Below are 23,075 nucleotides of genomic sequence, written 5' to 3'. Positions count from 1 at the left end.
TTCACCGCCGTACGGCATTCACCAGGAGCCCTCATGGCCATGGCCATCGCACCGCAGGACCCGCTCCCTCCACACTCCGTCCCCCTCCCCCTCCTCCGCCTGCGACTCGCGCCCCGCGGTGGCCTGCCGCATCCCATCGACGGTGCCTGGTGGCCCCGCTCGTACGACCTGCTCGCGGAACTCCCGTCGCTGCTCGCCGGGTTGCCGCGCGCCTGGGGTCACATCGGCAGCGTGACGGTCAACGGGGCGACCTGGGGCGCGACTCCCGGCCGGATGCCGGTCCTGGACCGGGTGGTGCGGCTGCACAGGTCCAGCGCCGCGTCCGCCCCGCACACGGTCTGTCTGCTCGCCCCCGGCCGGGGGCGATGGGACCTGCGGGTCGTACCGCCCGGCACGCCGCCGGACCTTGCCGAGCGGCTCATGGCCGCCGCGGCGGGGTCGGCGGGGCGCTGAGGTTCACAAGCCGATGAGCGGGCGTCTCCGCCCGGCCGCGGCCTCGGCGGCGGCCGGGTAGGGCGAGTGCCCTTCCTCGTCGGCCATGGTCTCGGCGGGCCCCTCGGAATCCTGGTCCCGGTCGGCCTCGGGGCTGTCGTGGACGGCCGGTTCAGCCGCCATGAGCGCGCTTGCGGTCGTCGCGGGGCCGGTGTCCGTGCTCGCGGCGGCCATCAGACGTGCGGCCGCCGGGGCGCTCGTCTCCGGCGGGACCACCAGCAGGTCCCAGCGGCCGGCGGAGCCGGACAGCAGCATGATCTTGTGTGGGTCCAGCTCCCGGGTGAACCAGCCGATCTTCACCGCATGGCCGTTGACGGGCACCATGCGCGGGATGAACGGCCAGTGGGTCGGGTTGACGGCGATCCGGGTGATCCGCCCCCACAGGGGGTCCAACACCTCGGCCAGAGTGGAGAGTTCGGCCGTCAGGTCCCGCGAGCGGGGCCACCAGGCGCCGTCCAGCGGTCCTTGGGACGCGCCCACGGGCTTCAGCGCGAGGCGGGCGGCCGGAACCCTGTAGGGCACGATCCGCAGCGGGGGATGGTCGGTGGTCGCGGACATCGCGCGAACCTGTCTCCCGGCCGGTCCTCTTGGACAGCGGCCCGGCGTTGTCACTCGCCGAGAACGACTCCGGCGTGGAGGCCGGTGCGCGGCATGCTCTCGATGCGTCCACGCTACTCTCCCGGCCCGCCGAACGGACGCCGACGGGAGACGGGTTCCGTCCCGGTCCCGTCGCCGGTCCGGTCGTCTGTCCCGTCGTCTGTCCGGCTGCCGGGACCGGTCAGCGCAGGGGCCGCCGCCGGGCGCGCCGGGACAGTCGTACGGTCGCGAAGGCCACGTCGGCTACGAGCACCACGATGCCGATGATCAGCAGATAGCCCAGACCGTCGGCTGCCGCGCCGATGATTCCCAGCACGACGGCCACGAGCGCGAGCAGCAGAAAGAGCACCAAGACTCGAACACCTCCGTTGGGCCGGACGGGCGATCAGACGGGCGATCAGACGGGCGATCGGACGGGGAACAGGCGGGGAACAGACCGCGATCGGACTGCGATCAGACTGCGATCAGACTGCGATCAGCGGCGGGCGAGCTGCCGCTCACCGCCCGCGCCGGGCTGATAGGCCAGGCCGTAGTACTCGAAGATCCCGGGCTCCTGCTCGGCGGGCAGGACATCGTCCGTGCCGATCGAGGGAGCCTTGCGCACCTGGTTCCTGTCGTAGGAGACCTTGACGTAGCCCGGCCCGAGGAGCGCCTTGTCGAGGGGGACGAAGACCAGCCGCCGTCGGGTCGGCAGCCCGGTCAGGACGGTGACCACGGACGGTTCGTCGGTGCTGGTGTCCACGTAGACCGCTTCGAGCACGCCGATCTTGTGCCCCTTGGGATCGACGACGTCATGGGTGCGCCATTCGCGGATGTCGGCTGACTGGATCATGCCGTCTCCCTCCTGCCGCGCCAACGGCTGCGGCAACGACTCCGGCGCGGACACGCCGGAGTCGGGCTCCCGGGCGGTCGCACATGAGAGTGCGCCGACCTGATGTCCATTTTACTGCGGATAGTACTTTTTAAATGCGCAGCAGCCGCTGGGTGACCTCCCGGTACTGCCGCAGCGCGAGCCTGAGCTCGGTCGCCCGCGCCTCCGGATCCTGGCTCTGACCTTGCCCCTGACCTTGCCCTTGACCTTGCCCTTGACCCTCGCCCTGTTCGTGTTCCCGCTCCTGCTCATGCCATGCGGCGTGCAGGACGTGCCGCCGTTCCGCGAGGGTGGTCACGAGCTGGGCGGTGGCTTCGTCGAAGGCGGCCTCGGCCTCTTCCAGGGCTTGGACCGGGTTGTCGGCGAAGGTGTTCAGGGCCTTCTGGAGGCGCTGGTTGAGCTGGTTGCGTGCGTCCGAGGGGAGGAGCGGCTCCGGGCCCGGGGTGCGACGCTCGGCGCGGCCGGGGAGGTTGCTCGCGGGCTGCTGGGCGCGTGTCTGGTCGTACATCGTCGTGTGCCACTTCCCTCTGCTTCGTGCCGGCGGGTGTCCACGAGGTGTGGTCGCGGCCGGGGTGCGGGCGGCTGGTGTGCGGCGGGCACGCCGACACTACGCCTGAAGGCCGTGCGGGCGAGCCGGGCGAAGCGGCCGGTGCGGTCCCGCGGGTCCGCCTCCCGTCGGCTATCCGGGCCGTTGCGTGCGGGCGTTGTGGGCCAGGCCGTCGGGGTGGGCGGGGGAGCGCTCCCCGAGTGGGAGGACCAGGACGCGCAGGACCGCGGGACCCGGCCCGGCCGGCCGGTGGACCCGGCCCACCTCCCGCCAGCCCCAGGTCTCGAAGGCGGCACGCGCCGGCTGGTCGGACGGGTCCGCGAGGGTGGCGCCGAGGGACGCCTGGTGGTCGTCGAGCAGTCGCTCCTGGAGCCGGCGGGCGAGCCCGCGGGCGTGTTCGTGCGGATGGACGAGGGTTTCGAGGATCGCGAAGACGTGCCCGGAGGCGGTCAGCTGTTCCAGGTTCCGCGGCAGCGGTCCGTCGAACCCCTCCCACCAGGAGCCGTCGCGCGGCACCGGGTATCCGAAGACACAGCCGGTCAGGGCCCGCGCCTCGGCCACCAGCATGTCGAATCCCGGCAGTTGTACGCCGTCCGCCAGGCGGTGCAGGAAGTCCTCACGGCCGCGGAACCCGTCGCCCGGCCGGGCCTCGGAGGACTCCACGTACAGGTCCGCCAGGTCCTCCCGCATGCCCTCGGCCTGCCAGCGGTTGAGCCGGCGCAGGCGCACGACGTCCATGGGGGAGAGCTCTGAGCTTTCGGGGGTGTTGTCCGGTTGCCGGGGAGTGCGCATGGGCGCCTCGGTTCGGGAGACGTACGGGACAGCCATCGAGGCCGACTGACGTGGTGGCGCCGGGGTCCGGGACGTCCACTCACCAGCGTACTCCCGGACGGGCGCCGCGCTGGGGCCAGTTGGTCCTGTGGTCTTCCGGATGCCGGTCAGGAACCCAGGCCGGGGAGGGGTTCGGAGTTGTCGATGAAGGCGCGGGCCACGTCGGACAGCCGGCGGTTGTGGGAGCGGGCGTAACCGCGCAGCGCGGTGAAGGCGCGTTCCATGTCGATGCCCTGGCGTTCGGCGAGCTTTCCCTTGGCCTGCTCGATCAGTACGCGGCTGTTCAGCGCCGACTGCAACTGCTCGTTGAGGACGGTGTTGCGGTGCGTGGAGCGCTGTTGCAGCAGGCTGATGGTGGCGACGTCGGCCAGGGCCTGCGCGAGGGACGCGGCGGCCGGGTCGAAGGGGCCGGGGGAGGCGCGGAAGAGGTTCAGCGCGCCCACGACCTCGTCCCGCAGGCGCATCGGCAGGGCCTGCACCGCCCCGAACCCGCTGCGCCGGGCCTGTACGGAGAAGCGCGGCCAACGGGCGGTCTCCGCCGCGAGGTCGGTGACGATCACCGGTGCGCCGGTGCGGAAGCAGTCGAGGCAGGCGCCTTCGTCGTTCTGGAGCTGGAAGAGCTCCAGCAGGCGTACTTCCTCGTCCGAGGCGGCCAGCACCCGCAGTTCGCCGTCCCGGTCGGCGAGCAGTACCCCGGCGGCGCTCGCGCCGAGCAGACCCACGCAGCGGTCGGTCAACAGGCGCAGGAAGTCGATCAGGTCGAAGTCGGCGACCAGGTTGTCCGCCAGTTCGACGAAAGTCCTGGCAAGGAGCTGCTGATTCATCGTGGGCACCCTCGGTTGGGACTGTTCCCGCCGGGACGGGGCGGGAGGTACAGCGTGTTCGCCGGGCGGCACCGGTGCGTCAGAGTTCCTCGTCGGTCCGGTCCGTCACCGTCTCGGTCGCCGTCTCGGCCTTGCTCCCAGTCTCGGCCGTGGGCTCGGCCATGTCTCCTGCTCCGGCCCCCGTCCTTCTTGCAGTCCCCGACCCCGGGGAGAAGAGGAGCCGACGGGCCACCAGATCGGCGGCGACGTCCGCGAGGCGGCGTTCGTGGGCGTAGGCATGGGCGCGGAGCCGGACGAAGGCTTCTTCGACGCCGACGCCGAGCTGGACGGTGAGCATGCCGGTGGCCTGGTCTATCTCCGCCCGGTACGCGCCCAGGTCCTCCATGGGGCCGCCGAGCGGCCCGCCCGTCTCGTCGATCCGCGCGTCGAGCAGCACGAGCGTCGCGAGGTCGGCGAACGCGAGCGCGTCGGCGAGTTCCTCCGCGTCCAGCTGTATCGGGTCGTGGGCGTACAGGTCCAGAACTCCGGGGCTGATCGCCCCGACGAGCAGGGGGAGGGCGAAGACGGCGGCCGCGCCGGCTTCCAGGGCCGCTTCGACGAACACGGGCCAGCGGTCCTGCAGTTCGGCGGTGCGCAGATCGGACGTCAGAACGGCCGAGCCGCGGTGGAAGGCGTCCACACAGGGACCTTCACCCAGCGTGAGCTGCAGCTCTTCCAACTGCTCGCTGATGGCGTCGGTGCTGCACAGGGGATGGCTCGCCGCGGTCCTGGACATCGCCGACAGCCCGGCGCCGCCGACGGGGAGCGCGATCACGGCCGCGTTGCACACGTCCACCACGCCGACCCGGGCACCACGCAGGGCCGCCTGCTCGGCGACCAGCGACTTGATACGGGCCGACCGGCTGTCCGGCATCACCCGGGCCACCGCGTCCAGGCATGGCGGGCCGGTTCGCCCAGCCGTCCGTCCAGCCGTCGGTCCGGTAGCCCGTCTGTCCGCCCGTCCGTCCGTTCCCCGACGGGACCGGACAGGGGGCCGGCCGTCACAGCAGGCCCAAGGCGGCAGCGGAAATGACCGCGACGAGCCGGCGCAGTCCCTGGAAGGAGGGCAGGCTGCGTGGGGCGGCGGGGGCGGCCGGGAGCGGAGACGGTCCCGGGGCGGACGGAGAGCCCACGAGCAGGAAACCTGTGTCCGTGACGTCCACGATCACCAGCAGCGTGTACGGCGGGTGGTGCAGCCGGAGCGAGCCGCCGGCCTCGATGGTGTGCTGCCACGCCTCGAGGAAGACGTTCAGCCCGCTGCAGTCGCAGAAGGTGAGGGAGGTGAGGTCGACGTCGATGGTGCGGGAGCCGTCACGGAGGCAATCCTCCAGCGTCTCGCGTACCCGGGAAGCCGTTTCCAGGTCGATCTCACCGGCCAGGGTGACCAGTGACCGCTTCTTCTTGTCGTGCCGGTGGACGTTCAACTGGGACAGGGGCATGACGCCTCGGTTCGGATGACCGCCCGGACGGCGAACGCGGTGGCGGCGCCGGGCTTCCGGCACCTCTTGGCGTGCTCCGGAACGGTCGGATGTACGTTCGGCGGAGAAGGTTCGGCGGCCGGTCCGGCAGTCTCTGCACCGGACGTGCGAACGGCCCGCCTGCCTCCAGGGCGATACGCCGGGCGGCCGGGCCAAGGGCTCGTCCCCCACAGCGATCTGTGCTCAGCAACAACACGCCGCCGGGGTCTGGGACGTCTGCGCTCAGCATAGCCCTCCCTCATGTCGGGAGGGCGGTCCGTGGACGACGGATGCATACCGGCTGCCATGCGCCTGGCACCGTTTCGGCCCGGCGGCCCGGTTCAGCGCCCAGAAGGCTCCGGAGTAAGGGAGGGCGAGTCGGTGCGGGGCCGGGAGCGGAAGGTTCGGCGGTAGGTGTCGGGAGGCACGCCGACCGTGCGGTTGAAGTGCCGGCGCAGTGTCGTCGCGGTGCCCATGCCGGTGGCTGTCGCGATGGCGTCGACCGTGTCGTCGGTGGTCTCCAGCAACTCCTGGGCGCGGCGGATGCGTTGGGTCAGCAGCCACTGGAGTGGAGTGGTGCCGGTCGCCGCCCTGAAGTGGCGGCCGAGATTGCGTGAGCTCATCCGTGCCTGGTGTGCCAGATCCTCCACGGTGAGTGAGCGGTCGAGGCGTTCGATCGCCCAGGGGAGCAGCGCGGCGAGCGGGTGGTCGTCGCGGGCGGGCACCGGAGCGGTCACGAACTGCGCCTGGCCGCCCGCCCGATGAGGCGGAACGACCAGCCGGCGGGCGACGGAGTTGGCGACGGACGACCCGTGGTCGAGACGGACGAGGTGCAGACACAGGTCCATGGCGGCGGCCTTGCCGGCGGAGGTGAGCACGCTGCCGTTGTCCACGTAGAGCACGTCCGGATCGACCTCCACGCGCGGGTGGCGGGCGGCCAGGACTTCGGTGTGCGCCCAGTGTGTGGTCGCGCGCCTGCCGTCCAGCAGACCGGCGGCGGCCAGCACGAACGCGCCCGTGCACAGGGAGACCACCCGCGCGCCTGCCTCGTGGGCCGCGCGCACCGCGTCGACGAGATCGGCGGGCGGGTGCACGTCGACGTCCGCCCAGCCGGGGACGATCACAGTGCCGGCATGCCGGAGCCGGTCGAGCCCCTGGTCGGGCTCCAGCCGGAACCGGCCGACCCGTACGGCGTCCGACCCGCAGATCTGGACGTCGTACCAGGGGACGTCCACGTCGACCGGAGCGGCGCCGAACACCTCGTACGCCATGGACAGTTCGAAGTGCAGCATTCCCTCGGTGACGGCCAGCGCGATGGTACTCATGTCCGAAACTGTACGGGGTACGTCGTTCCGGACACTCACGGTGGGGCGCCGGTTATCGCGAGGATGTTCTCGGCGGAGCAAGCAGATCAAGCGAAGCAAGCGGCTTGAGCAGATCAAGCGAAGCAAGCGGCTTAAGCAGATCAAGCAGATCATTTGAGACGGCGGGGGAGCACCCATGGGATCGGGATCGGGATCGGTATCGGGACAGACGGTGACGGTGTTCGGTGCGTACGGGCACACCGGACGCTTCGTGGTGGCAGAGCTGAGGGCGCGCGGGTTCGTCCCGGTTCTCTCCGGCCGCGACGCCGGCAGACTGCGGGCACTGGCGGCATCCGCGCCCGGACTCGAGGTCCGCCCTGCCTCCGTCGACGACCCCGCGTCGCTCGACCGCGCCCTGGACGGTGTGGACGCCGTGATCAACTGCGCCGGGCCTTTCGCCACGACGGCCGCTCCGGTGATCGAGGCGGCACTGCGCGCCGGGATCCCGTACGTCGATGTGGCGGCCGAGATCGAGGCCAACCTCGACACGTTCACGCACTTCGGGGACCGCGCCCGCACGGCGGGAGCGGTGATCGTCCCGGCGATGGCCTTCTACGGCGGCCTCGGCGACCTGCTGGCCACGGCCGCGATGGGCGACTGGACGGCGGCCGACGAAGCGGACATCGCCTACGGACTGAGCAGTTGGCACCCCACTCCCGGGACGCGCACGGCGGGCACGGTCTCGCGGGACCGGCGAGGCGGCCGGCGCGTCCGCTTCACGGACGGGCGCTTGGAGTACCACGATGACGCGCCGACGCTCCTGAAGTGGCCCTTCCCCGGCCCGCTGGGTGCCAGGGAGGTCGTCGGGGAGTTCACGATGGCCGATGTGGTCACCATCCCCAGTCACCTCTCCATCCCCGAGGTACGCACCCACATGACGACCGAAGCGGCCGGAGACCTCTCGGCCCTCGACACCCCGGCGCCGACTGCGGCCGACGCCGACGGGCGCTCCGACCAGACCTTCCTCGTCGACGCCGTCGTACGCTCCGGAGATTCTGAACGACGCGCTGTGGCAAGGGGCCGGGACATCTACGCCGTCACCGCACCGCTCGCGGTGGAGGCGGTCCACCGCATCCTCACCGGCCGGACCCGCACGGTCGGCGTCGCCTCAGCCGGCGAGATCTTCGACGCCCCCGACTTCCTCCGCGCGCTGTCCCCGCACCTCACCGTCGAACTCCCGTAGGAGCACCACGGGATGCTTGTCGGTGGCGCCCGGGCGAGCCGGTGAAGCAGACGGCCGGCCGTGCACGCACGTCGTTGCCTGCACGGCGGCGCCCGATGAGTGCTACGGGTCGGACGGCTTCCCCGTGCTCCGAGTACCGGGGCGGCCCGCGGCCTTGGAGAGTTCCGCGGCGAACTGCGCTCCGGAGAGCAGCGCCAGGTTCGACAGCCACAGCCAGATGAGGAAGACGACGATGCCGGAGAGCGAGCCGTACAGCCTGCTGTAGGCGCCGAGTGTGGAGGCGTACGACGAGAAGCCCGCGGAGACGGCCAGCCACAGCGCGGCGGCCAGCGCGCCGCCGGACAGGCTGTGGCCGCGGCGGCGCGCGATGGGCGGGCCCGTGTGGAAGACGACCACGACCAGCAGGGCGACCAGGCACAGCAGCACCGGCCAGCGCAGCAGGCTCCACGCCCAGGCCGCGGTGGCGCCCAGGCCGAGGGTCCGGCCGACGGCCTCCGCGAGCGGGCCGGTCAGCAGCAGGGTGAGCGAGCCGACGAGGAGCAGCCCGAGGAGTACGAGCGCGGTGAGCACGATGCGGTGCGCCTTGCGCCAGGTCGAACGCCGGTCCTCGACGCGGTGCATGCGGTGCAGGGCGCGGCGGAAGACGGCGAGATAGCTGGTGGCCGACCACAGCGCGCTGGCCGCACTGGTCACGAGCAGCGGCCAGACCGTCCCGTCCGCGTCCAGCGCGTGGGACAGCACGGTGTGGAGTTCGGCGCCGGACTCGGCCGGGGCGTAGGCGGTGACGTGGCTGATGAACTCCTCGGCCGTGTCCGGGCTGATCAGACCGAAGCCGAGGACCGTCGCCAGCATGGCGGGGAGCACCGCCAGGATCGCGTAGTACGTCAGCGCCGCCGCGTAGTCCGTGATGTCGTCGTTCCACAGCGACACCGGCGTGCGCCGCAGCGCGCACCGCCAGCTCGCGGCCTGGCGTTGCCATCGGGGCCGAGGTGCCCGGCGAACATCGCGGGGCACCTCGACGTACGGCTCAGCGGACACGGGACAACCGGTGCGGGGCCGCGCTCAGACGGAGTCGGGTGTGCAGCGTGTACGGCGCTGCCGCTGCCCCGGCCTCCTCCGTCACGGCGCGGAGGGCGGGCAGTACGGCGTCCGGTTCCAGCGCCAGGGAGGTGACACCGACGCGCGCGGCCGGTACCTCGGGGCGCGTCGACTCCCGGGTGCGCTCCACCACATGACGCTGAATGTCCGGGACGGTGTCGACCGGCGGAGCCGGATGGGGCAGCGTCAACCCGAGGGGCACGTCCACCCTCCTGCCGCGTACGGACACCGTGGCCCGGGCCGTCCCGGCGCCACCCAGGGCGGGCAGCGCCTCGGTGGTCGCCCGCGCGGCGGTCCCGCGCACCGCCCGCTCCGGGACGGTGGTGGTGCCGCGCTGCGCGGGGGCGGTCATCGACGGCTCCCCCTCGAACGTGTCCCGTACGTCCCGGAAGCTGCCGCCGCGCTCGACCCACCGGCCCAGTACCCAGCCCAGGGTGCCGAGAGCGCCGACGAGCACGAAGGCGCCGAATCCGCCGAACCAGCCGGCGAACGCCAGGGCCATACCCGCGATCATCCCTACGAACGGTGTGCTCATGTCCATCCGCCTCTCACCCCGATCCCCTTCTGCCCCTGCCCGGACGTGCTACTCCACGCGGACGGCCCCGGACGCGCTCTCGGACTCCTCGTCGTCGGGCAGATGGGCGTCGTTGACCGTGCTGTTCACCTCGACGACCACCTCAGGGCGCCACCGAAGTGGCGCCCTGAGGTGGCGCCCTGGCGTGTGCGGAGCATCGCCCGGCCGCGTCCTGGCCACGGTCGCACGGGGCGGGCCCGTGACGTGGGGGTTGCTTTCGCAGGGCACGCCACAACCGGCCCGAGCCTGAAACCACCCGTTCGACGACAGGACCTCGGCGGGCCCCGGAGTGCGTCAACCGCCGCGGCTGATAGGGGTGGTACTCCTGTTCCTACCCGCGAGGCTGGCGGCTGCCGTGTTCGTCGGAGCATGATCAGGCACGCGAAGGATCCGGCGAGTTCGTTGACCGCGGTCGCCGGACCTTCATGACGTCCGATGGCGGCGCCGCCCTGCTTTCGGCCGGGCCCTGTGGCGCCCCGGACCCTGAACCGGAGACAGCCAGAAGCCGTTGTCCAACCGAACCCGGGGCCTGACCGAGGGCCGTTGGGGGTGTGGCCGGCCAGAGGAACTCCGTTGCGCCGTCGGCCCGATCGGTCCCTGAAGCAGAGAAAAGGAACCCACGGTGTCCGACGAAGGACGGCTGATCGCCGGCCGCTACCGCATCCTCGACCGGGTCGGCCGAGGTGGCATGGCCACCGTATGGCGCGCCCACGACGACATCCTCGGGCGCGAGATCGCCGTCAAGAAGCTCCATCCCCAGCCGCATCTCGACGCCGACGAACTCGACACCCTCTTCGAGCGCGCCCGACGCGAGGCCCGCAGCGCCGCCCGGATCAGCCACCCCAATGTCGTTGTCGTCCACGACGTCGTCGACGACGAGGGGCTGCCCGTCATCGTCATGGAGTACGTGCCTTCCACCACCCTCGCCGACCGGATCAAGGCGCACGGCCCGCTACCGCCGGAAGAGGCTGCCAGGATCGGCCGTGGGGTGCTCGCCGCGTTGCGGGCGGCGCATCGGGCCGGGGTCCTGCACCGCGATGTGAAGCCGGCGAATGTGCTGCTCGCGGAGGACGGCCGGGTGGTCCTCACCGACTTCGGTATCGCCCAGGCCGCCGAGGCCTCGACGCTCACCCGCACCGGTCAGCTGGTGGGGTCGGTCGACTTCATGTCCCCGGAGCGTCTCGTCGGCGCCAAGCCGGGCCCGGAGGCCGACCTGTGGGCGCTGGGCGCCACGCTGTTCCAGGCGGTGGACGGGCGCTCGCCGTTCCTCCGGAACACCGTGACGGAGACGATGTACGCCATCGCCATGGAGCCGGCCCCCGAGGTACTCGGCGCCGGGCCGCTCACCCCGCTGATCCAGGCGCTGCTCACCGCCAGACCGGCCGACCGAATATCGGCCGAGGACGCCGAGCACCTCCTGCGGACGGTGGGCGCGGACCCGAATCCGGACCCGAATCCGGACCCGAATCCGGACCCGAAGCCGGACCCGGACCCGAATCCGGACCCGGACCCGAAGCCGGACCCGGACCCGAAGCCGGACCCGGACCCGAAGCCGGACCCGGACCCGGACCCGAAGCCGGACCCGGACCGGGACCGGGACCCGCGACGAAGACACCGAGTGGGTTCCTCCATCACGCCGTCTACCAGTCCGTCCAACAGGCCGTCCGCCACTCCGTCCTCCACTCCGTCCTCCACCCCGCCCACCACTCCGTCCTCCACTCCGCCGGCTGCTCGTACGGAGGCCGCCGACGCTCCGGCCGCGGCGGCGAAGCCGGAGCCGAGTTCGAAGCCGGAGCCGAATTCGAAGCCGGCCCTGAGTCCGAAGCCGGCCCCAGGCTCGGACCCTGAACCGAACCCGGCGCGCAGCTCACGCAAGGCATCCGCCGCCGCTGGCCTGGCACCGGCCGCGGGACGCCCGAAGCCGGCTACGGCCGACCCGCAGGCGCGGCGGCCCTCCGGCGGCCGAACGGGCCATACGAAGAAGGTCGTCGTGCTTGCCGCAGTGGTCGTCACGGCGGCACTGATCACGATCGCGTCGCTGCTCAACACGACGACGGAGAACACCAGCGGCGCCGCGGAGTCGACCACCCCTCTCCCCGCCGGCACCACCGCGGCGTCGCGGTCCGCGGACACGCCGAGGGCCTCTTCCGTCCCCTCCTCACCGTCGAGTTCTGCGAGTTCGGGCGGCACGTCCCCGACGGCGAACGCCCCCTCGCCGGAGCCGCCGCCCAACGCCGGACAAGAGGATCCCGACACGGAACCCGGAGACGAGAACCCGTCCACCGGCGACGAATCCGACCTGTCGGTCGCACCGGCCGGCCATGCCCTGGTGGTCCCCGCCACGGGGAAGTGCCTGAGCAGCGGCGCCGGGATCGAGGGGATCCAGCTGGTTCAGGCCACGTGCGACGACTCCGCGGGGCAGCGATGGCAGATCGGATCGGACGGGACGTTCCGGTCGTCGGGGAAGTGCATGACCGTGGCCGGCGGGTCGAGCGAGGACCGGACAGAGATCCAGCTGACCGGGTGCAACGGCGACGCCGCCCAGCAGTTCCACTTCTCCGGGGCGGAAGTGGTGGGTGATCAGTCGCAGAAGTGCGTCACCGTTTTCGGAGGCACGAGCGGAACGGTGGTGGTCCTCTGGGAATGCAGTGGCTGGGACAACCAGACCTGGACGATTCGATGACCCAGGTGGGCGAGCGGCGCCGCCGAGCACGACGTACGCGTCGAACGCTGGCCCCGCCCTCAAGTCCCGTACGTTTTCCGGGTGTTCGCCGCGATGCGCGACGGGACCTCGCCCCGTAACCCGACCCCGGCGTGCCTGTGTAACGAATCCGTCGTGTGGCAGAACAAGCTTCGTGTCGCCCGCGGCACCTGGACGACGATGACCCGCATGGCATCGATGAACCACTTCGGCATGGCTCTGCGCGGCTGGCGTGAGCGCGTGTCACCGCGGGACAGCGGGCTGGAGGCCGACGCGGAGCGGCGCATCCCTGGACTGCGCCGCGAAGAACTGGCCCGTATGGCAGGCGTGTCGGTCGACTACGTGATGCGGCTGGAACAGGGCCGCGCGCGCAATCCCTCGGCCCAAGTGGTCACCGCCCTGGCCAGAGCGCTGCGTCTCGGCCCGTCCGAGCGTGACCATCTGTTCCGCTGCGCCCAGCTCGCGCCGCCTTCCACCGGGAACGTCTCCAGGCACATACCCATGAGGGTGCAGCGACTTGTACAGCAGTTGGGAGGGATTCCCGCCGGGGTCTTCGCCGCTGACTGGACCATCATCGGCTGGAACAAGATGTGGACGGCCGCGGTCGGCGACCCCCGCACGTACGGTTGGGCCGAGAGCAGTCTCGTCGCCGGGATGTTCCAGCCGAGCGCCGGCCGTGGCCGGGACCCGGTTGCGGCTTGGCCCGTTCGGTCGTCGAAAGGCAGCGAAGCACAGGAGGAGGACCTCGTCGCCGACCTGCGTGTGACAGCGGCCGCCCATCCACATGACGAACGTCTTGTCCCACTCATCGACGGCCTGCTCCGAAGCAACCCGCGCTTCGCCCGTCTGTGGTTCAACGGCACTGCCGGTCCTTATGTCGGCGACCGCAAGACCATCGAGCATCCACTGGTGGGTGACATCGTCCTCGACGTCGATGTCCTGATGCCTGCCGGCACCGGCCTCAGGATCGTCACGTATGCGACTGCGGCTGAGATCACCGACGTAGAGAAGATGGATGCTCTGCGTGCGACCTGTCATCCGCCGCGAAGTGGTCCGGCCCGCCCCGGTTCAGAGATCGCCGGCCTCGACGGAGGACAGTGACCCGGGCTGCCGACCGGCCCACCCGCACCGGTCGGTGCACCGTCGCTGCACCGCACCGCACCGCACCGCACCGCACCGCACCGCACCGGTCGGTCCTTCGTCGCGGCACCGCGTCGCCGCATTCCGGCCGGCCCGCGGCTCAGTGGCCCGCGGCTCAGTGGTCGTCGGTGATCGTGGTCGCGATGCCGTTGCTGATCTCGACCTCGGCGGAGAAGCCCTTCTTGGCGGCCGTCTCCAGCTGGGCCTCGGTGCACTCGACGCCGCCCTCGCCGCCCGGCCCGGTGTTCACGGCGTCGCAGATGTCGTCGTAGCCCATGATCTTGGTGTCATCGGCGACGAGGAACTGCTGCTCGGTGCCCTTCATGTCGGAGACGGTGTACTTGCCCGGCGCCAGGTAGGACACGTTGCCGAACCAGGTTCCGTTGACACCCTTGCCCTCGTCGATGCCCTCGACGACGGTCTCGCGGGAGTCGGAACCACTGTCGGAGTCGGAGTCGGAGTCGGAGCCGGAGCCGGGCACGGTCTCCTGCTGGGCGGTGCGGCGCTCGGTCACCAGGGTCGCGGCGCCGTTCGTCATCTCCACGTCGGCGTTCACGGCACCCTTCTTGAGGGCCGCCTCCAGCTGGTCCAGCGTGCAGGGTGCGTCCACCTTGGAGCCGGCCTGGCCGCATATGGTGCCGACGCCGTAGACCTCGGTGTCGTCGGCGACCCAGAACTGCTGGTCCTCCTTGCCCGGTACGGACACGATGTACTTGCCCGGGGCGAGATAGCTGACCTTGCCGTTCGTGAACGAGCCGCTGACGCCCTTGGAGTCCTTGGCGTCCGACGCGTTCTCCGCGTTCTCCGCGACCGCCACCGGACTTGCCGAGTCCGCCGGGCTCTTGCCGGACGAACTGTTGTCGGTGCCGCTCTGGCACGCCGTCATCAGCAGTCCGGCGGTGAGCGTGGCGGTGGCGACGATGGCCTGGCGCAGGTGGCGGTTCATCACGGGAAGGTCCTTCCGGGGGCGGGAGTAGCAGGGAGGCGGCGGCGTTCGTGCCCCTTCCCGCTCTGTGATCACTATGAGGAGGCCCAGGTCCCACAGGTCACGCCTGTCCTCGCTTCAGAACAGCGCGGTCACACAGCCGTGACACAGCAACAGAGGGGCTGTGGAGGCCGGTTGTCACCGTTGGTGGCCGCCCGGCGCGCTGTGGGGGTTCTGGGCGGGTCCGCGCGAAGTCCGGTGAAGCGGATCACTGCCAAGTCCGCGCTGAGTACACTCCGTCACCTGGCAGAACGGTCGGCGGTGGGGCGAGGGGTGGGGCGGTGCTGGTGACGCCGGAGGCCGGGGACAGGATCGCTGACCGGTATCTCTTGCAGGAGCCCATCGGCAGAGGCGGGATGGGTGTCGTCTGGCTGGCCTGGGACGAGCGGCTCGAACGGCCGGTCGCGGTCAAGTGCGGGCGTCTGGACGACGATCGGGCCACCCGGCGGCTCATGGTCGAGGCGCGCAACGCCGGGCGGCTGCACCACCCGAACATCGTGGGCGTCTTCGACTTCGTCGACGAGGGTGCCACCTGCTGGATCATCATGGAGTACGTCCCCTCGCGCAGCCTCGCGCAGATCGTGACGGAGAGCGGCCCGCTCACGCACGAGGAGGCCGGGTCGATCGGCTGCCAGATCGCGGCCGCGCTGGTGAAGTCCCACCACGCGGGCGTGGTGCACGGCGATGTGACGCCGGAGAACATCCTCGTCACCGACGAAGGCATCGCGAGACTGACCGACTTCGGGATCTCGCGGGCCCTGTGGAGCGACGTCACCCACAGCGCGCCGGGCAGTGTGCGCGGCAAACCCCGGTATCTGGCACCGGAGTTGGCCAAGGGCCAGCCCGCGGGCGAGAAGTCCGACGTGTTCTCCCTGGGCGCCTCCCTGTTCGCGGCGGTCGAGGGCCGGTCGCCGTACGGGGAGGCCGAACACCTCATGGCCTATCTGGCCCGGGCCGTCGAGGGACACATCGAGCCCATGCACCGGCCCGGCCCGCTGGACGGGCCGCTCACCGAGCTGCTTGAGGTGGAGCCCGGGCGCCGGCCCGACGCCGCCACAGCGCAGCAGCTGCTGACACGCGCGGCGCCCCCGTCCCCGTACATCCAGGAGCAGTTGCACAACGGCCGTACGGGGGACCGCACGCTACGGCTGCCGCGACTCCTGCGCGGCGCCGGGGACTTCACGCCCTTCATGCTTCAGCCGCCACAGCCCGTACGCCGACGCCGCCGCCACCGGTTGGCGATCACGGCGGTGGCGCTGGCCGCCGCGGGGGCGATCACGGCCGGGCTCGTCCTCTTCGGCCCGTGGGCCTCGAAGGACGATGCCGAGGAGGGTGGCCCCACCGACGCGAAACCGTCGGCCACGGCGCAGGCCGGAGCTCTCGGCGACGAGCGCACGGCGGACCCCTGCGGGCTGCTCGACGCGGCCTCGCTGAGCCGCTTCGGCGACACCGCACTGGACCCCGACTACGGCGAGATCGACCGGTGCGACGTCCTGGTGCGCAACAACAGCGGTGACGACAACGCGGATGTTCAGGTCAACCTCGATTCGGACCGGGACGATTTCGACGATGTCCTGTCCACCCGTCTGGTCGGCAGCCTCACCGTCGTGACGCTCAAGCGTGACGGGGAGGCATGCGCACGGGCCGTCCTGACCGCCGACGGCAAGCAGATCCGCGTCATCGGGAAGCAGTTCGCCACTCCGTCGCCCGACCCGTGCGAGATGGCCGACGCCGCCACCGATCACGTGGTCGGCGTGCTGGCCGAGGGCCCGGTGCCCCGGCGTTCGTCTTCCCCGGCCGCGAACTCCCTTGCCCGGCTCGACACTTGCACGCTGCTCGATGCCACCGAGCTCAAGCGGCTGCCCGGCGTCGAGGCGGACAACCGGGACCGCGGCTTCGGCTCCTGGGACTGCGACTGGTCCAGCGACGACGGCGAGCGCGCTGTGGAGATCCAGTTCAGCCGGGACAACTCGCTGGACGCCGACGACGGAACGCCGGTGAACGTCGCCGGCACGAAGAGCTACTCCATCGCGGACGAGGCCGAGGACGACAGCTGCACCGTACGGACCCCGCACCGCACCTACACCGACGCGGTCGGCGACCGCACCACCGAACTCTTCCAGCTGACTGTGTACGCGCCACAGCCGTCCAAGCAACTGTGCGACAGCGCAACGGAGTTCGCGGCCGTCGTCGTACGGAACATCGCGAAGCAACTGCCCCCGACGTGACCGGGCCGAGCCGGGCCGACGCGAGGTCCTGTTCGGCCGCAACCGTCCCGAGGTACCCGTCTGCCTCGGCGGGTGTCCGTCGCGACTGCGCGGTTGCGGTGCTCGCCCCCGGCCCCAAGCATGGGCTGAGGGGAACAGCCACAGAGCCCCACGGACGGGCACACCCCGGGAAGGCAGGAGAGCCATGACGCTTCTTGCGGCCCGGTCCGCCGGCAGTCGCCGGACAAGGCGCACTCGACCGGCGTACGGGCGACCGGTGTACGTGCGGCCGGTGTACCCGCGCCCGGCGTACGTGCGGCCGGCATGACCGACGACGACCGGCCGCCGCGCTGTCTGGTCACCGGCGCCACCGGTTACCTCGGCGGCAGACTGGTGCCGGAGCTGCTCGCGGCCGGGTACTCGGTGCGCTGCCTGGCCCGCTCGCCCGGCAGGCTGCGGGACCATCCGTGGGCAGGACGGGCGGAGGCCGTGCGCGGGGACGTGACGGACGAGGCGTCCGTGCGCGCGGCCATGGAGGGAATCGATGTCGCGTACTACCTGGTGCACGCGCTGGGCACCGGGCGGGGTTTCGAGGAGACCGACCGGCGCGCGGCCAGGATCTTCGGTGAGCAGGCGCGTGCCGCCGGAGTCCGGCGGATCGTCTACCTCGGCGGGCTGACCCCGGCCGGCGTACCCGAACACGCGCTCTCACCCCACCTGCGGTCCCGCGCCGAAGTGGGCCGCATCCTGCTGGCCTCGGGCGTACCGACCGCCGTACTGCGGGCAGCGGTCATCATCGGGTCGGGCTCGGCCTCGTTCGAGATGCTGCGCCATCTGACCGAGCGGCTCCCCGCCATGGTGACCCCGAGCTGGGTGCGCACCCGCATCCAGCCGATCGCCGTCCGCGACGTGCTCCGCCTCCTCGTGGGCTGCGCGCGGCTGCCGTACGACGTGAGCCGGGCCTTCGACATCGGCGGGCCGGACGTCGTCACGTACCAGGAGATGATGCGGCGGTACGCCGCTGTCGCCGGCCTGCCGAAACGCGTCATCGTCCCCGTTCCGCTGCTCACCCCCCGGTTGTCCAGCCTCTGGGTCGGCCTGGTCACCCCGGTGCCGGGCGCTCTCGCGCGCCCGCTGGTCGAGTCACTGAAGCACGAGGTGGTCTGCGCCGAGCGGGACATCGTCCGCTATGTGCCGGACCCGCCGGAGGGGCCGGTCAGCCTCGACCGGGCGATCCGGCTGGCTCTGCGGCGCGTGCAGGACGCGGACGTGGCCACCCGGTGGTCCTCGGCCTCGACTCCCCGCGCCCCCAGCGACCCGCTGCCGACCGACCCCGACTGGGCGGGCGGGAGCCTCTACACGGATCACCGCGAGCGTACGGTCGCGGCGTCGCCGCAGGCGCTGTGGCGGGTGGTGGAGGCGATCGGCGGCGAGAACGGCTGGTACTCCTCGCCGCTCGCCTGGTCCCTGAGGGGATGGCTGGACACCCTGGTGGGCGGTGTCGGCCTGCGCAGGGGCCGCCGGGACGCGAACCGGCTACGGGTCGGCGACAGCCTGGACTTCTGGCGCGTGGAGGAGATCGAGCCGGGACGGCTGCTCCGGCTGCGCGCGGAGATGCGGCTGCCGGGCCTGGCCTGGCTGGAGATGGCCGTCGAACGGGATCCACAGGGGCGCACGGTGTACCGGCAGCGGGCCCTGTTCCATCCGCACGGCCTGGCCGGGCACGCCTACTGGTGGAGTGTCGCCCCCTTCCATGCCGCGGTTTTCGGAGGCATGGCCCGTAACATCGCTGCCGCGGCCGAATCGGCCGCCCCTGAACCGACCCGAACCCATTGACCCGCTGAGGGGGACCGAGGAACCGTGCGCGTCTCGGTCGCCCTGTTCACCGCCGACCTGCGGGTCCACGACAACCCGGTCCTGCACGCTGCTCTGCGGGACGCGGAACGCGTGGTCCCGCTCTTCGTCGTCGACACCGGCATCCGCCGCGCCGGCTTCGCCGTACCCAACCGTGCGGCCTTCCTCGCCGACAGCCTGGCCGACCTCGACGCGGCCCTGCGGGCTCGGGGCGGCCGACTGGTGGTGCGCGCCGGCGACGTGGTCGAGGAGACCTGCCGGGTGGCGGCGGAGACGGGGGCCGCGACGGTGCACATCGCGGCCGGGGTGAGCCGCTACGCGGCACGGCGCGAGGACCGGCTGCGCGCGGAACTGACCGGTGACCGACGCGAACTACGCGTGCACGACGCCTCGTTGACGGTCGTGCCGCCCGGTGCGCTGACGCCCGCGGGCAAGGACCACTTCGCGGTCTTCACCCCCTACTTCCGCCGCTGGGATAGCTTCGCCGTGCGCGGCGTCCTGCCGGCACCGGACGCCGTACGGGTACCGGACGTACGCTCGGCCGGCCTCCCGCGCACGGAGTCCCTCACGTCGGACTCCACGTCGCCCGGCCTGCCCCTCGGCGGTGAATCCGAGGCCCGCCGCAGGCTGCGGTCATGGCTCTCCGGCCCGCTGTCCGCGTACGACGACCGGCACGACGTCCTGGCCGCCGACGCGACGTCCCGGCTCTCCCCGTACGTGCACTTCGGCTGCCTCTCCCCCGGCGAACTGCTGCACCGCGCCCGCGCACAGGACAACCCCGGGGCGGATGCCTTCGTCCGTCAACTCGCCTGGCGGGACTTCCACCACCAGGTCCTGGCGGCCCGCCCCGACGCGGCCGGCCACGACTACCGCCCCCGGCACGACCGTTGGCGCCGCGCCACGAAGGAGACCGAAGCCTGGAAGGACGGCCGCACGGGCTACCCCGTCGTCGACGCGGCCATGCGGCAACTCCGCCACGAGGGCTGGATGCCGGGCCGGGCCCGCCTGCTCGCGGCAAGCTTTCTCGCCAAGACCCTGTACGTGGACTGGCGGGTGGGAGCCCGCCACTTCCTGGACCTCCTGGTCGACGGCGACATCGCGAACAACCAGCTCAACTGGCAGTGGGCCGCCGGGACCGGCACGGACACCCGCCCGAACCGGCTCCTCAACCCCCTCGTCCAGGCACGCCGGTTCGACCCCCACGGGGAGTACGTACGCCGCTGGCTCCCGGAGCTCCGGCACCTCGACGCCACGACGGTCCACCGTCTCCCCCACCTCGACGAGGCCGCCCGTGCGGGCCTGGACTACCCCGCCCCGATCGTGGATCTCGCGGCGGCCGCCGCCCGGTTCGGGGAGCGCCGAAAGGCCGGCTGAGGACGCACGCGGGTCAGGTGGGTCGGCAGGACCTGGAGGTGTGTCCCGTCACCGGCTGCTCAGGGCCTCGGTGTTCGCCGCGGCCCGGACGCGTTTCCCGTCACCGGCCGCTCTGTGGGCTGGAGGGCTGGAGGAGCTGGTCGACGGGCGCGTAGTCGTCGGTGAGCAGCTGGGCATCGCCGATCCAGGAGGTGAGGTCGTCGCCGGTGGCGACCTTCCAGCCGGTTCGCCGGGCGTTCAGCGCTTCCTGGGCCGCGAGCAGGTCCACCGGCCGGTCGGAGGCGAGCACCACGAGATTGCCGCCATCGGCGGTGGCTGTCGGGTCGAGGCCGATATCGGTGGGTTCGCCGACGAGGGCCACATGCGCGAAGGTCTCGCTGAGGGTGGCCACTTCGGCACGCGCGAAGGCCATGGCACCGTGATCGATGAGGTTGGCGACGTACAGGCCGCTCTCGTCGAGCACCCGCCGTACGTCCGTCATCGCTTCCACCGTGGTGAGGTGCCACGGCACGCTGACACCCCCGAAGGCGTCGCCGACGACGAGGTCACGACTGCCGGCGTCCAGCCGCCGCAGGCCGAGCCTGCCGTCCTCGGCGCGTACGTCGATGCCGGCGACCGCTCCCAGACCGAGTTGCTCGCGGTTGATGCGCACGACCCCGCTGTCGATCTCGGACACCAGGCTGCGCGTCCCGGGCCGCGTGGCGGCGAGGTATCGGGGAAAGGTGAGCCCGCCGCCGCCCAGGTGGTGGGCGGTGAGCGGCTCACCTTCGGGAAACGCGGCATCGACCACCGACGCGATGGCGCGCACGTATGCGAACTCCAGGAAGGCCGGGTCGTCGAGGTCGACGTAGGAGTGCCGCAGGCCGTCGAGGACGAGTGTGCGGCCGCTGCTGCGGGCGGGGTCCGCGACGACCCGTGCGCAGTGGTACTTGGTCTCCGTGTCGCAGCCGCCGGGCGCGACCGTGGTGGCGAGGCCGCCGGCCACGACCACGAGTGTCAGGGCGGGGGTGCCGCTCCACCCGCGCGTTCGCCACTCGACCAGCGCCGAGCCGGCCACCAGCAGTGTTCCGAGGCCGATCAGGATGCCGCTGACCGGCAGCCGCGAGATGAGGACGAAGCCGGTGAGGACGGTGCCGACGATGGCCCCGAGGGTGCCGACGCCGGACAGCCGGCCGACCACCGTTCCGGTCTCGGCGAGGCTGGTGAGCCGCAGCTTGGTCACGACCGGCGTCACCGCGGAGAGCAGTGCGCCCGGGACGAGGATGGTGAGCGCCGCGATCAGCAAGAGCAGCGCCGGCGCCCACTCCGCACTGGTGCGCAGCACGGCAGGAGTGAGCGCCACGACCGCCCCGGACACCCCGAGCGAGGGGCCCAGGAGCCGGCGCGGATCGACCTGGTCGGCGATGACCCCGCCCAGCCAGGAGCCGAGCGCGATCGCGGTGAGAGCGATCCCGATCACCATGGTGCTGGTCTCGAGGGTGAGGCCCAAGTAGGGAGCCAGCAGCCGCAAAGCGACGATCTCCACCACCAGAACCGCGGCCGACGACCCGAACACGAGCGCACCGGCGGCACGGGGCCCCAGGCCGCGGCCACGCGGCACGCTCTCGGCGACGGGCAAGGACGACGATCCGGTCACGCGCGACATCCTCGCACGCGCCCCATGGACCGAACAGCACGCCAAAGTCCGCGTTCTTCCGGCTACTTGGTGCGGTGATCGGGTTGGTTGGTGCGGTGATCGGGACGGTTCACCGGGTTGCGGTTGCCGGTCCTGGGCAGATCCGGCACGTCCGTGCGTTCGGCGCCCGGGACCGGGACGGACGGGACCGGGACGGACGGGGCCGGGACTGGGGCCGGGACGCACGGCACAGGCACGTAAGCGGCGGGAACCTGGGGATACGCGGTGGGGAAGGGCAGCGGCCACGGCGGCGGGACCGGTGCCGGCGCGGGGACGGCTCGGGTCGGTGTGCGGCGGCGCGCCAGCCAAAGGACGGCCGCCGCGTACAGGGCGATGCCCGCCAGGTCGACGGCCACGAGCTGCCAGGGAGCGTCCGCGGCGGTGTCGTCGGTCTTGAGGCCGTCGACGAGGGCGGCCGAGACGCCGAAGGCCAGGAGGTTGTTCACGGCGTGCAGTCCGATGGCCGCCTCCAGACCGCCGGTGCGTACGGTGAGCCAGCCCGCGACCAGCGCGAACACAGCCAGGTCGGCGAAGCCCCACGGGGTGCCCCAGCCGTGGGCGGCGGCGAACAGGAGGGCCTGGGGCACGAGCGCCCACCAGGGCGAGCGCAGGAAGCCGCCGACCGCCTGGGTGAGCCAGCCGCGGAAGACGTACTCCTCGGCGGCCGACTGCAGCGGTACCAGGACGATCAGCATGGCGAGGGCAGGGCCGAAGACCTCCCAGCCCGCCCAGTGCGCCGGCGGGGCGTCGTCCGTCGGCAGCAGGAGCAGGACGCCGGTGGTCACGGAGAGGACCGGGAGGGTCGCGAGTACGCACAGCCCCAGCCAGCGCCACCGCAGTCGGCCCGTCACGGACGAGACCGTGCCCGCCGGACGGCGGCCGATCCAGCGCACCGCGAGCAGGACGACGGGCAGGGCGGAGGCGATCGTCAGCAGATCAAGGGCGGTGCCCGTGACGGGGCCGAACTCGACGGTACCGTCGGGGGCTTCGGGGTAGCCCCAGGCCGCCCCCAGGGCGGAGCCGATGCCGTAGAGCAGTCCGCCCACGAGCATGCACGCCACGGCGACGAACCCGGTGCCCAGCACGGGCCGCCACCATCGATGGCGTGCCGAGACGCGGGCCATGCGGTGGTAGGGGAGCACCTCGGGGAACACTTCGGGCAGGAGCGCGGGCGCCGGGGCGGCGAGTGGATTCGTCATGGTGACAAGCCTCGCCGCGGGCCGGTGTCCCCACATCGGCCGCGGGCAGGAACGGCGTCTCTG

21 protein-coding genes are annotated in these 23,075 nt (G+C 72.0%); 7 read left to right on the top strand and 14 right to left on the bottom strand.

Annotated features, from left to right (window positions below):
• The first annotated feature begins 33 nt into the window (after nt 1-33).
• Nucleotides 34-453 (top strand): DUF5994 family protein, encoded by a 420-nt coding sequence (locus ACFVKT_RS11860; protein ID WP_385730259.1) that lies wholly within the window; start codon nt 34-36, stop codon nt 451-453.
• 3 nt (nt 454-456) lie between these two features.
• Here the strand turns inward: ACFVKT_RS11860 and ACFVKT_RS11855 are convergent, their stop codons facing one another.
• From ACFVKT_RS11855 to ACFVKT_RS11815, 9 genes are all read right to left on the bottom strand, one after another.
• Nucleotides 457-1,050 carry a DUF5994 family protein gene (locus ACFVKT_RS11855; RefSeq protein WP_385730256.1) on the bottom strand — a complete coding sequence of 198 codons (594 nt, stop codon included), beginning with the start codon at nt 1,048-1,050 and terminating at the stop codon, nt 457-459.
• Nucleotides 1,051-1,270: 220 nt separating this feature from the next.
• Nucleotides 1,271-1,441, bottom strand: coding sequence for a hypothetical protein (locus ACFVKT_RS11850; RefSeq protein WP_385730254.1), 171 nt, complete (start codon nt 1,439-1,441; stop codon nt 1,271-1,273).
• A 123-nt stretch (nt 1,442-1,564) separates the two neighbouring features.
• Entirely contained in the window at nt 1,565-1,921 is a 357-nt protein-coding gene (locus tag ACFVKT_RS11845; RefSeq protein ID WP_385730252.1) for a PRC-barrel domain-containing protein, read from the bottom strand.
• Nucleotides 1,922-2,051: 130 nt separating this feature from the next.
• Nucleotides 2,052-2,468, bottom strand: coding sequence for a hypothetical protein (locus tag ACFVKT_RS11840; protein ID WP_385730250.1), 417 nt, complete (start codon nt 2,466-2,468; stop codon nt 2,052-2,054).
• Nucleotides 2,469-2,639: 171 nt separating this feature from the next.
• On the bottom strand, nt 2,640-3,245 hold the full coding sequence (locus ACFVKT_RS11835; protein WP_385730248.1) for a hypothetical protein: 606 nt from the start codon (nt 3,243-3,245) through the stop codon (nt 2,640-2,642).
• Between the two features lie 200 nt (nt 3,246-3,445).
• Nucleotides 3,446-4,162, bottom strand: coding sequence for a GAF and ANTAR domain-containing protein (locus tag ACFVKT_RS11830; RefSeq protein ID WP_385730246.1), 717 nt, complete (start codon nt 4,160-4,162; stop codon nt 3,446-3,448).
• Between the two features lie 79 nt (nt 4,163-4,241).
• Complete coding sequence (locus ACFVKT_RS11825) at nt 4,242-5,075, bottom strand: ANTAR domain-containing protein (RefSeq protein ID WP_385730243.1); 834 nt, start codon at nt 5,073-5,075, stop codon at nt 4,242-4,244.
• Nucleotides 5,076-5,202: 127 nt separating this feature from the next.
• Nucleotides 5,203-5,640, bottom strand: coding sequence for an STAS domain-containing protein (locus ACFVKT_RS11820; RefSeq protein ID WP_385730241.1), 438 nt, complete (start codon nt 5,638-5,640; stop codon nt 5,203-5,205).
• A 359-nt stretch (nt 5,641-5,999) separates the two neighbouring features.
• A complete protein-coding gene (locus ACFVKT_RS11815; RefSeq protein ID WP_385730239.1) occupies nt 6,000-6,983 on the bottom strand; it encodes a helix-turn-helix domain-containing protein in 984 nt (327 codons plus the stop codon).
• A gap of 175 nt (nt 6,984-7,158) precedes the next feature.
• On the opposite strand from ACFVKT_RS11815, the gene ACFVKT_RS11810 reads away from it, so the two are divergent.
• Nucleotides 7,159-8,205: a saccharopine dehydrogenase family protein gene (locus ACFVKT_RS11810; RefSeq protein ID WP_385730238.1), complete on the top strand. Its 1,047-nt coding sequence runs from the start codon at nt 7,159-7,161 to the stop codon at nt 8,203-8,205.
• A gap of 102 nt (nt 8,206-8,307) precedes the next feature.
• Here the strand turns inward: ACFVKT_RS11810 and ACFVKT_RS11805 are convergent, their stop codons facing one another.
• Entirely contained in the window at nt 8,308-9,243 is a 936-nt protein-coding gene (locus ACFVKT_RS11805; RefSeq protein WP_385730237.1) for a YihY/virulence factor BrkB family protein, read from the bottom strand.
• Nucleotides 9,233-9,838, bottom strand: a complete 606-nt coding sequence (locus ACFVKT_RS11800) for a hypothetical protein (RefSeq protein ID WP_385731121.1) — start codon at nt 9,836-9,838, stop codon at nt 9,233-9,235. Before ACFVKT_RS11800 ends, ACFVKT_RS11805 begins: the two co-directional genes overlap by 11 nt.
• Before the next feature lie 661 nt (nt 9,839-10,499).
• On the opposite strand from ACFVKT_RS11800, the gene ACFVKT_RS11795 reads away from it, so the two are divergent.
• Together ACFVKT_RS11795 and ACFVKT_RS11790 are read left to right on the top strand one after the other, a co-directional pair.
• On the top strand, nt 10,500-12,560 hold the full coding sequence (locus ACFVKT_RS11795) for a protein kinase (RefSeq protein WP_385730236.1): 2,061 nt from the start codon (nt 10,500-10,502) through the stop codon (nt 12,558-12,560).
• A 207-nt stretch (nt 12,561-12,767) separates the two neighbouring features.
• Nucleotides 12,768-13,679 carry a helix-turn-helix transcriptional regulator gene (locus ACFVKT_RS11790; RefSeq protein WP_385730235.1) on the top strand — a complete coding sequence of 304 codons (912 nt, stop codon included), beginning with the start codon at nt 12,768-12,770 and terminating at the stop codon, nt 13,677-13,679.
• A gap of 154 nt (nt 13,680-13,833) precedes the next feature.
• Here ACFVKT_RS11790 and ACFVKT_RS11785 read toward each other — a convergent pair whose 3' ends face one another.
• Nucleotides 13,834-14,664 carry a hypothetical protein gene (locus ACFVKT_RS11785; RefSeq protein WP_385730233.1) on the bottom strand — a complete coding sequence of 277 codons (831 nt, stop codon included), beginning with the start codon at nt 14,662-14,664 and terminating at the stop codon, nt 13,834-13,836.
• Nucleotides 14,665-14,984: 320 nt separating this feature from the next.
• Here ACFVKT_RS11785 and ACFVKT_RS11780 point away from each other — a divergent pair, with 320 nt between their 5' ends.
• The 3 genes from ACFVKT_RS11780 (at nt 14,985) to ACFVKT_RS11770 (ending at nt 20,138) form a co-directional block, all read left to right on the top strand.
• Nucleotides 14,985-16,931 carry a serine/threonine-protein kinase gene (locus ACFVKT_RS11780; RefSeq protein ID WP_385730231.1) on the top strand — a complete coding sequence of 649 codons (1,947 nt, stop codon included), beginning with the start codon at nt 14,985-14,987 and terminating at the stop codon, nt 16,929-16,931.
• Nucleotides 16,932-17,234: 303 nt separating this feature from the next.
• The gene (locus tag ACFVKT_RS11775) at nt 17,235-18,746 is read left to right on the top strand and encodes an SDR family oxidoreductase (RefSeq protein ID WP_385730228.1); all 1,512 of its coding nucleotides are present in this window, start codon (nt 17,235-17,237) and stop codon (nt 18,744-18,746) included.
• Between the two features lie 24 nt (nt 18,747-18,770).
• Entirely contained in the window at nt 18,771-20,138 is a 1,368-nt protein-coding gene (locus ACFVKT_RS11770; protein WP_385730226.1) for a cryptochrome/photolyase family protein, read from the top strand.
• A 100-nt stretch (nt 20,139-20,238) separates the two neighbouring features.
• On the opposite strand, the gene ACFVKT_RS11765 is transcribed toward ACFVKT_RS11770, so the two are convergent.
• A complete protein-coding gene (locus tag ACFVKT_RS11765; protein ID WP_385730224.1) occupies nt 20,239-21,783 on the bottom strand; it encodes a fused MFS/spermidine synthase in 1,545 nt (514 codons plus the stop codon).
• A 53-nt stretch (nt 21,784-21,836) separates the two neighbouring features.
• Complete coding sequence (locus ACFVKT_RS11760) at nt 21,837-23,012, bottom strand: CPBP family intramembrane glutamic endopeptidase (RefSeq protein WP_385730222.1); 1,176 nt, start codon at nt 23,010-23,012, stop codon at nt 21,837-21,839.
• Nucleotides 23,013-23,075 lie beyond the last annotated feature (63 nt).

Source organism: Streptomyces sp. NPDC127595 (assembly GCF_042671685.1).
GTDB lineage: Bacteria > Actinomycetota > Actinomycetes > Streptomycetales > Streptomycetaceae > Streptomyces.
The sequence above is the reverse complement of the archived record's forward strand: the minus strand, read 5'-3'. Positions and strand labels throughout refer to the sequence as shown.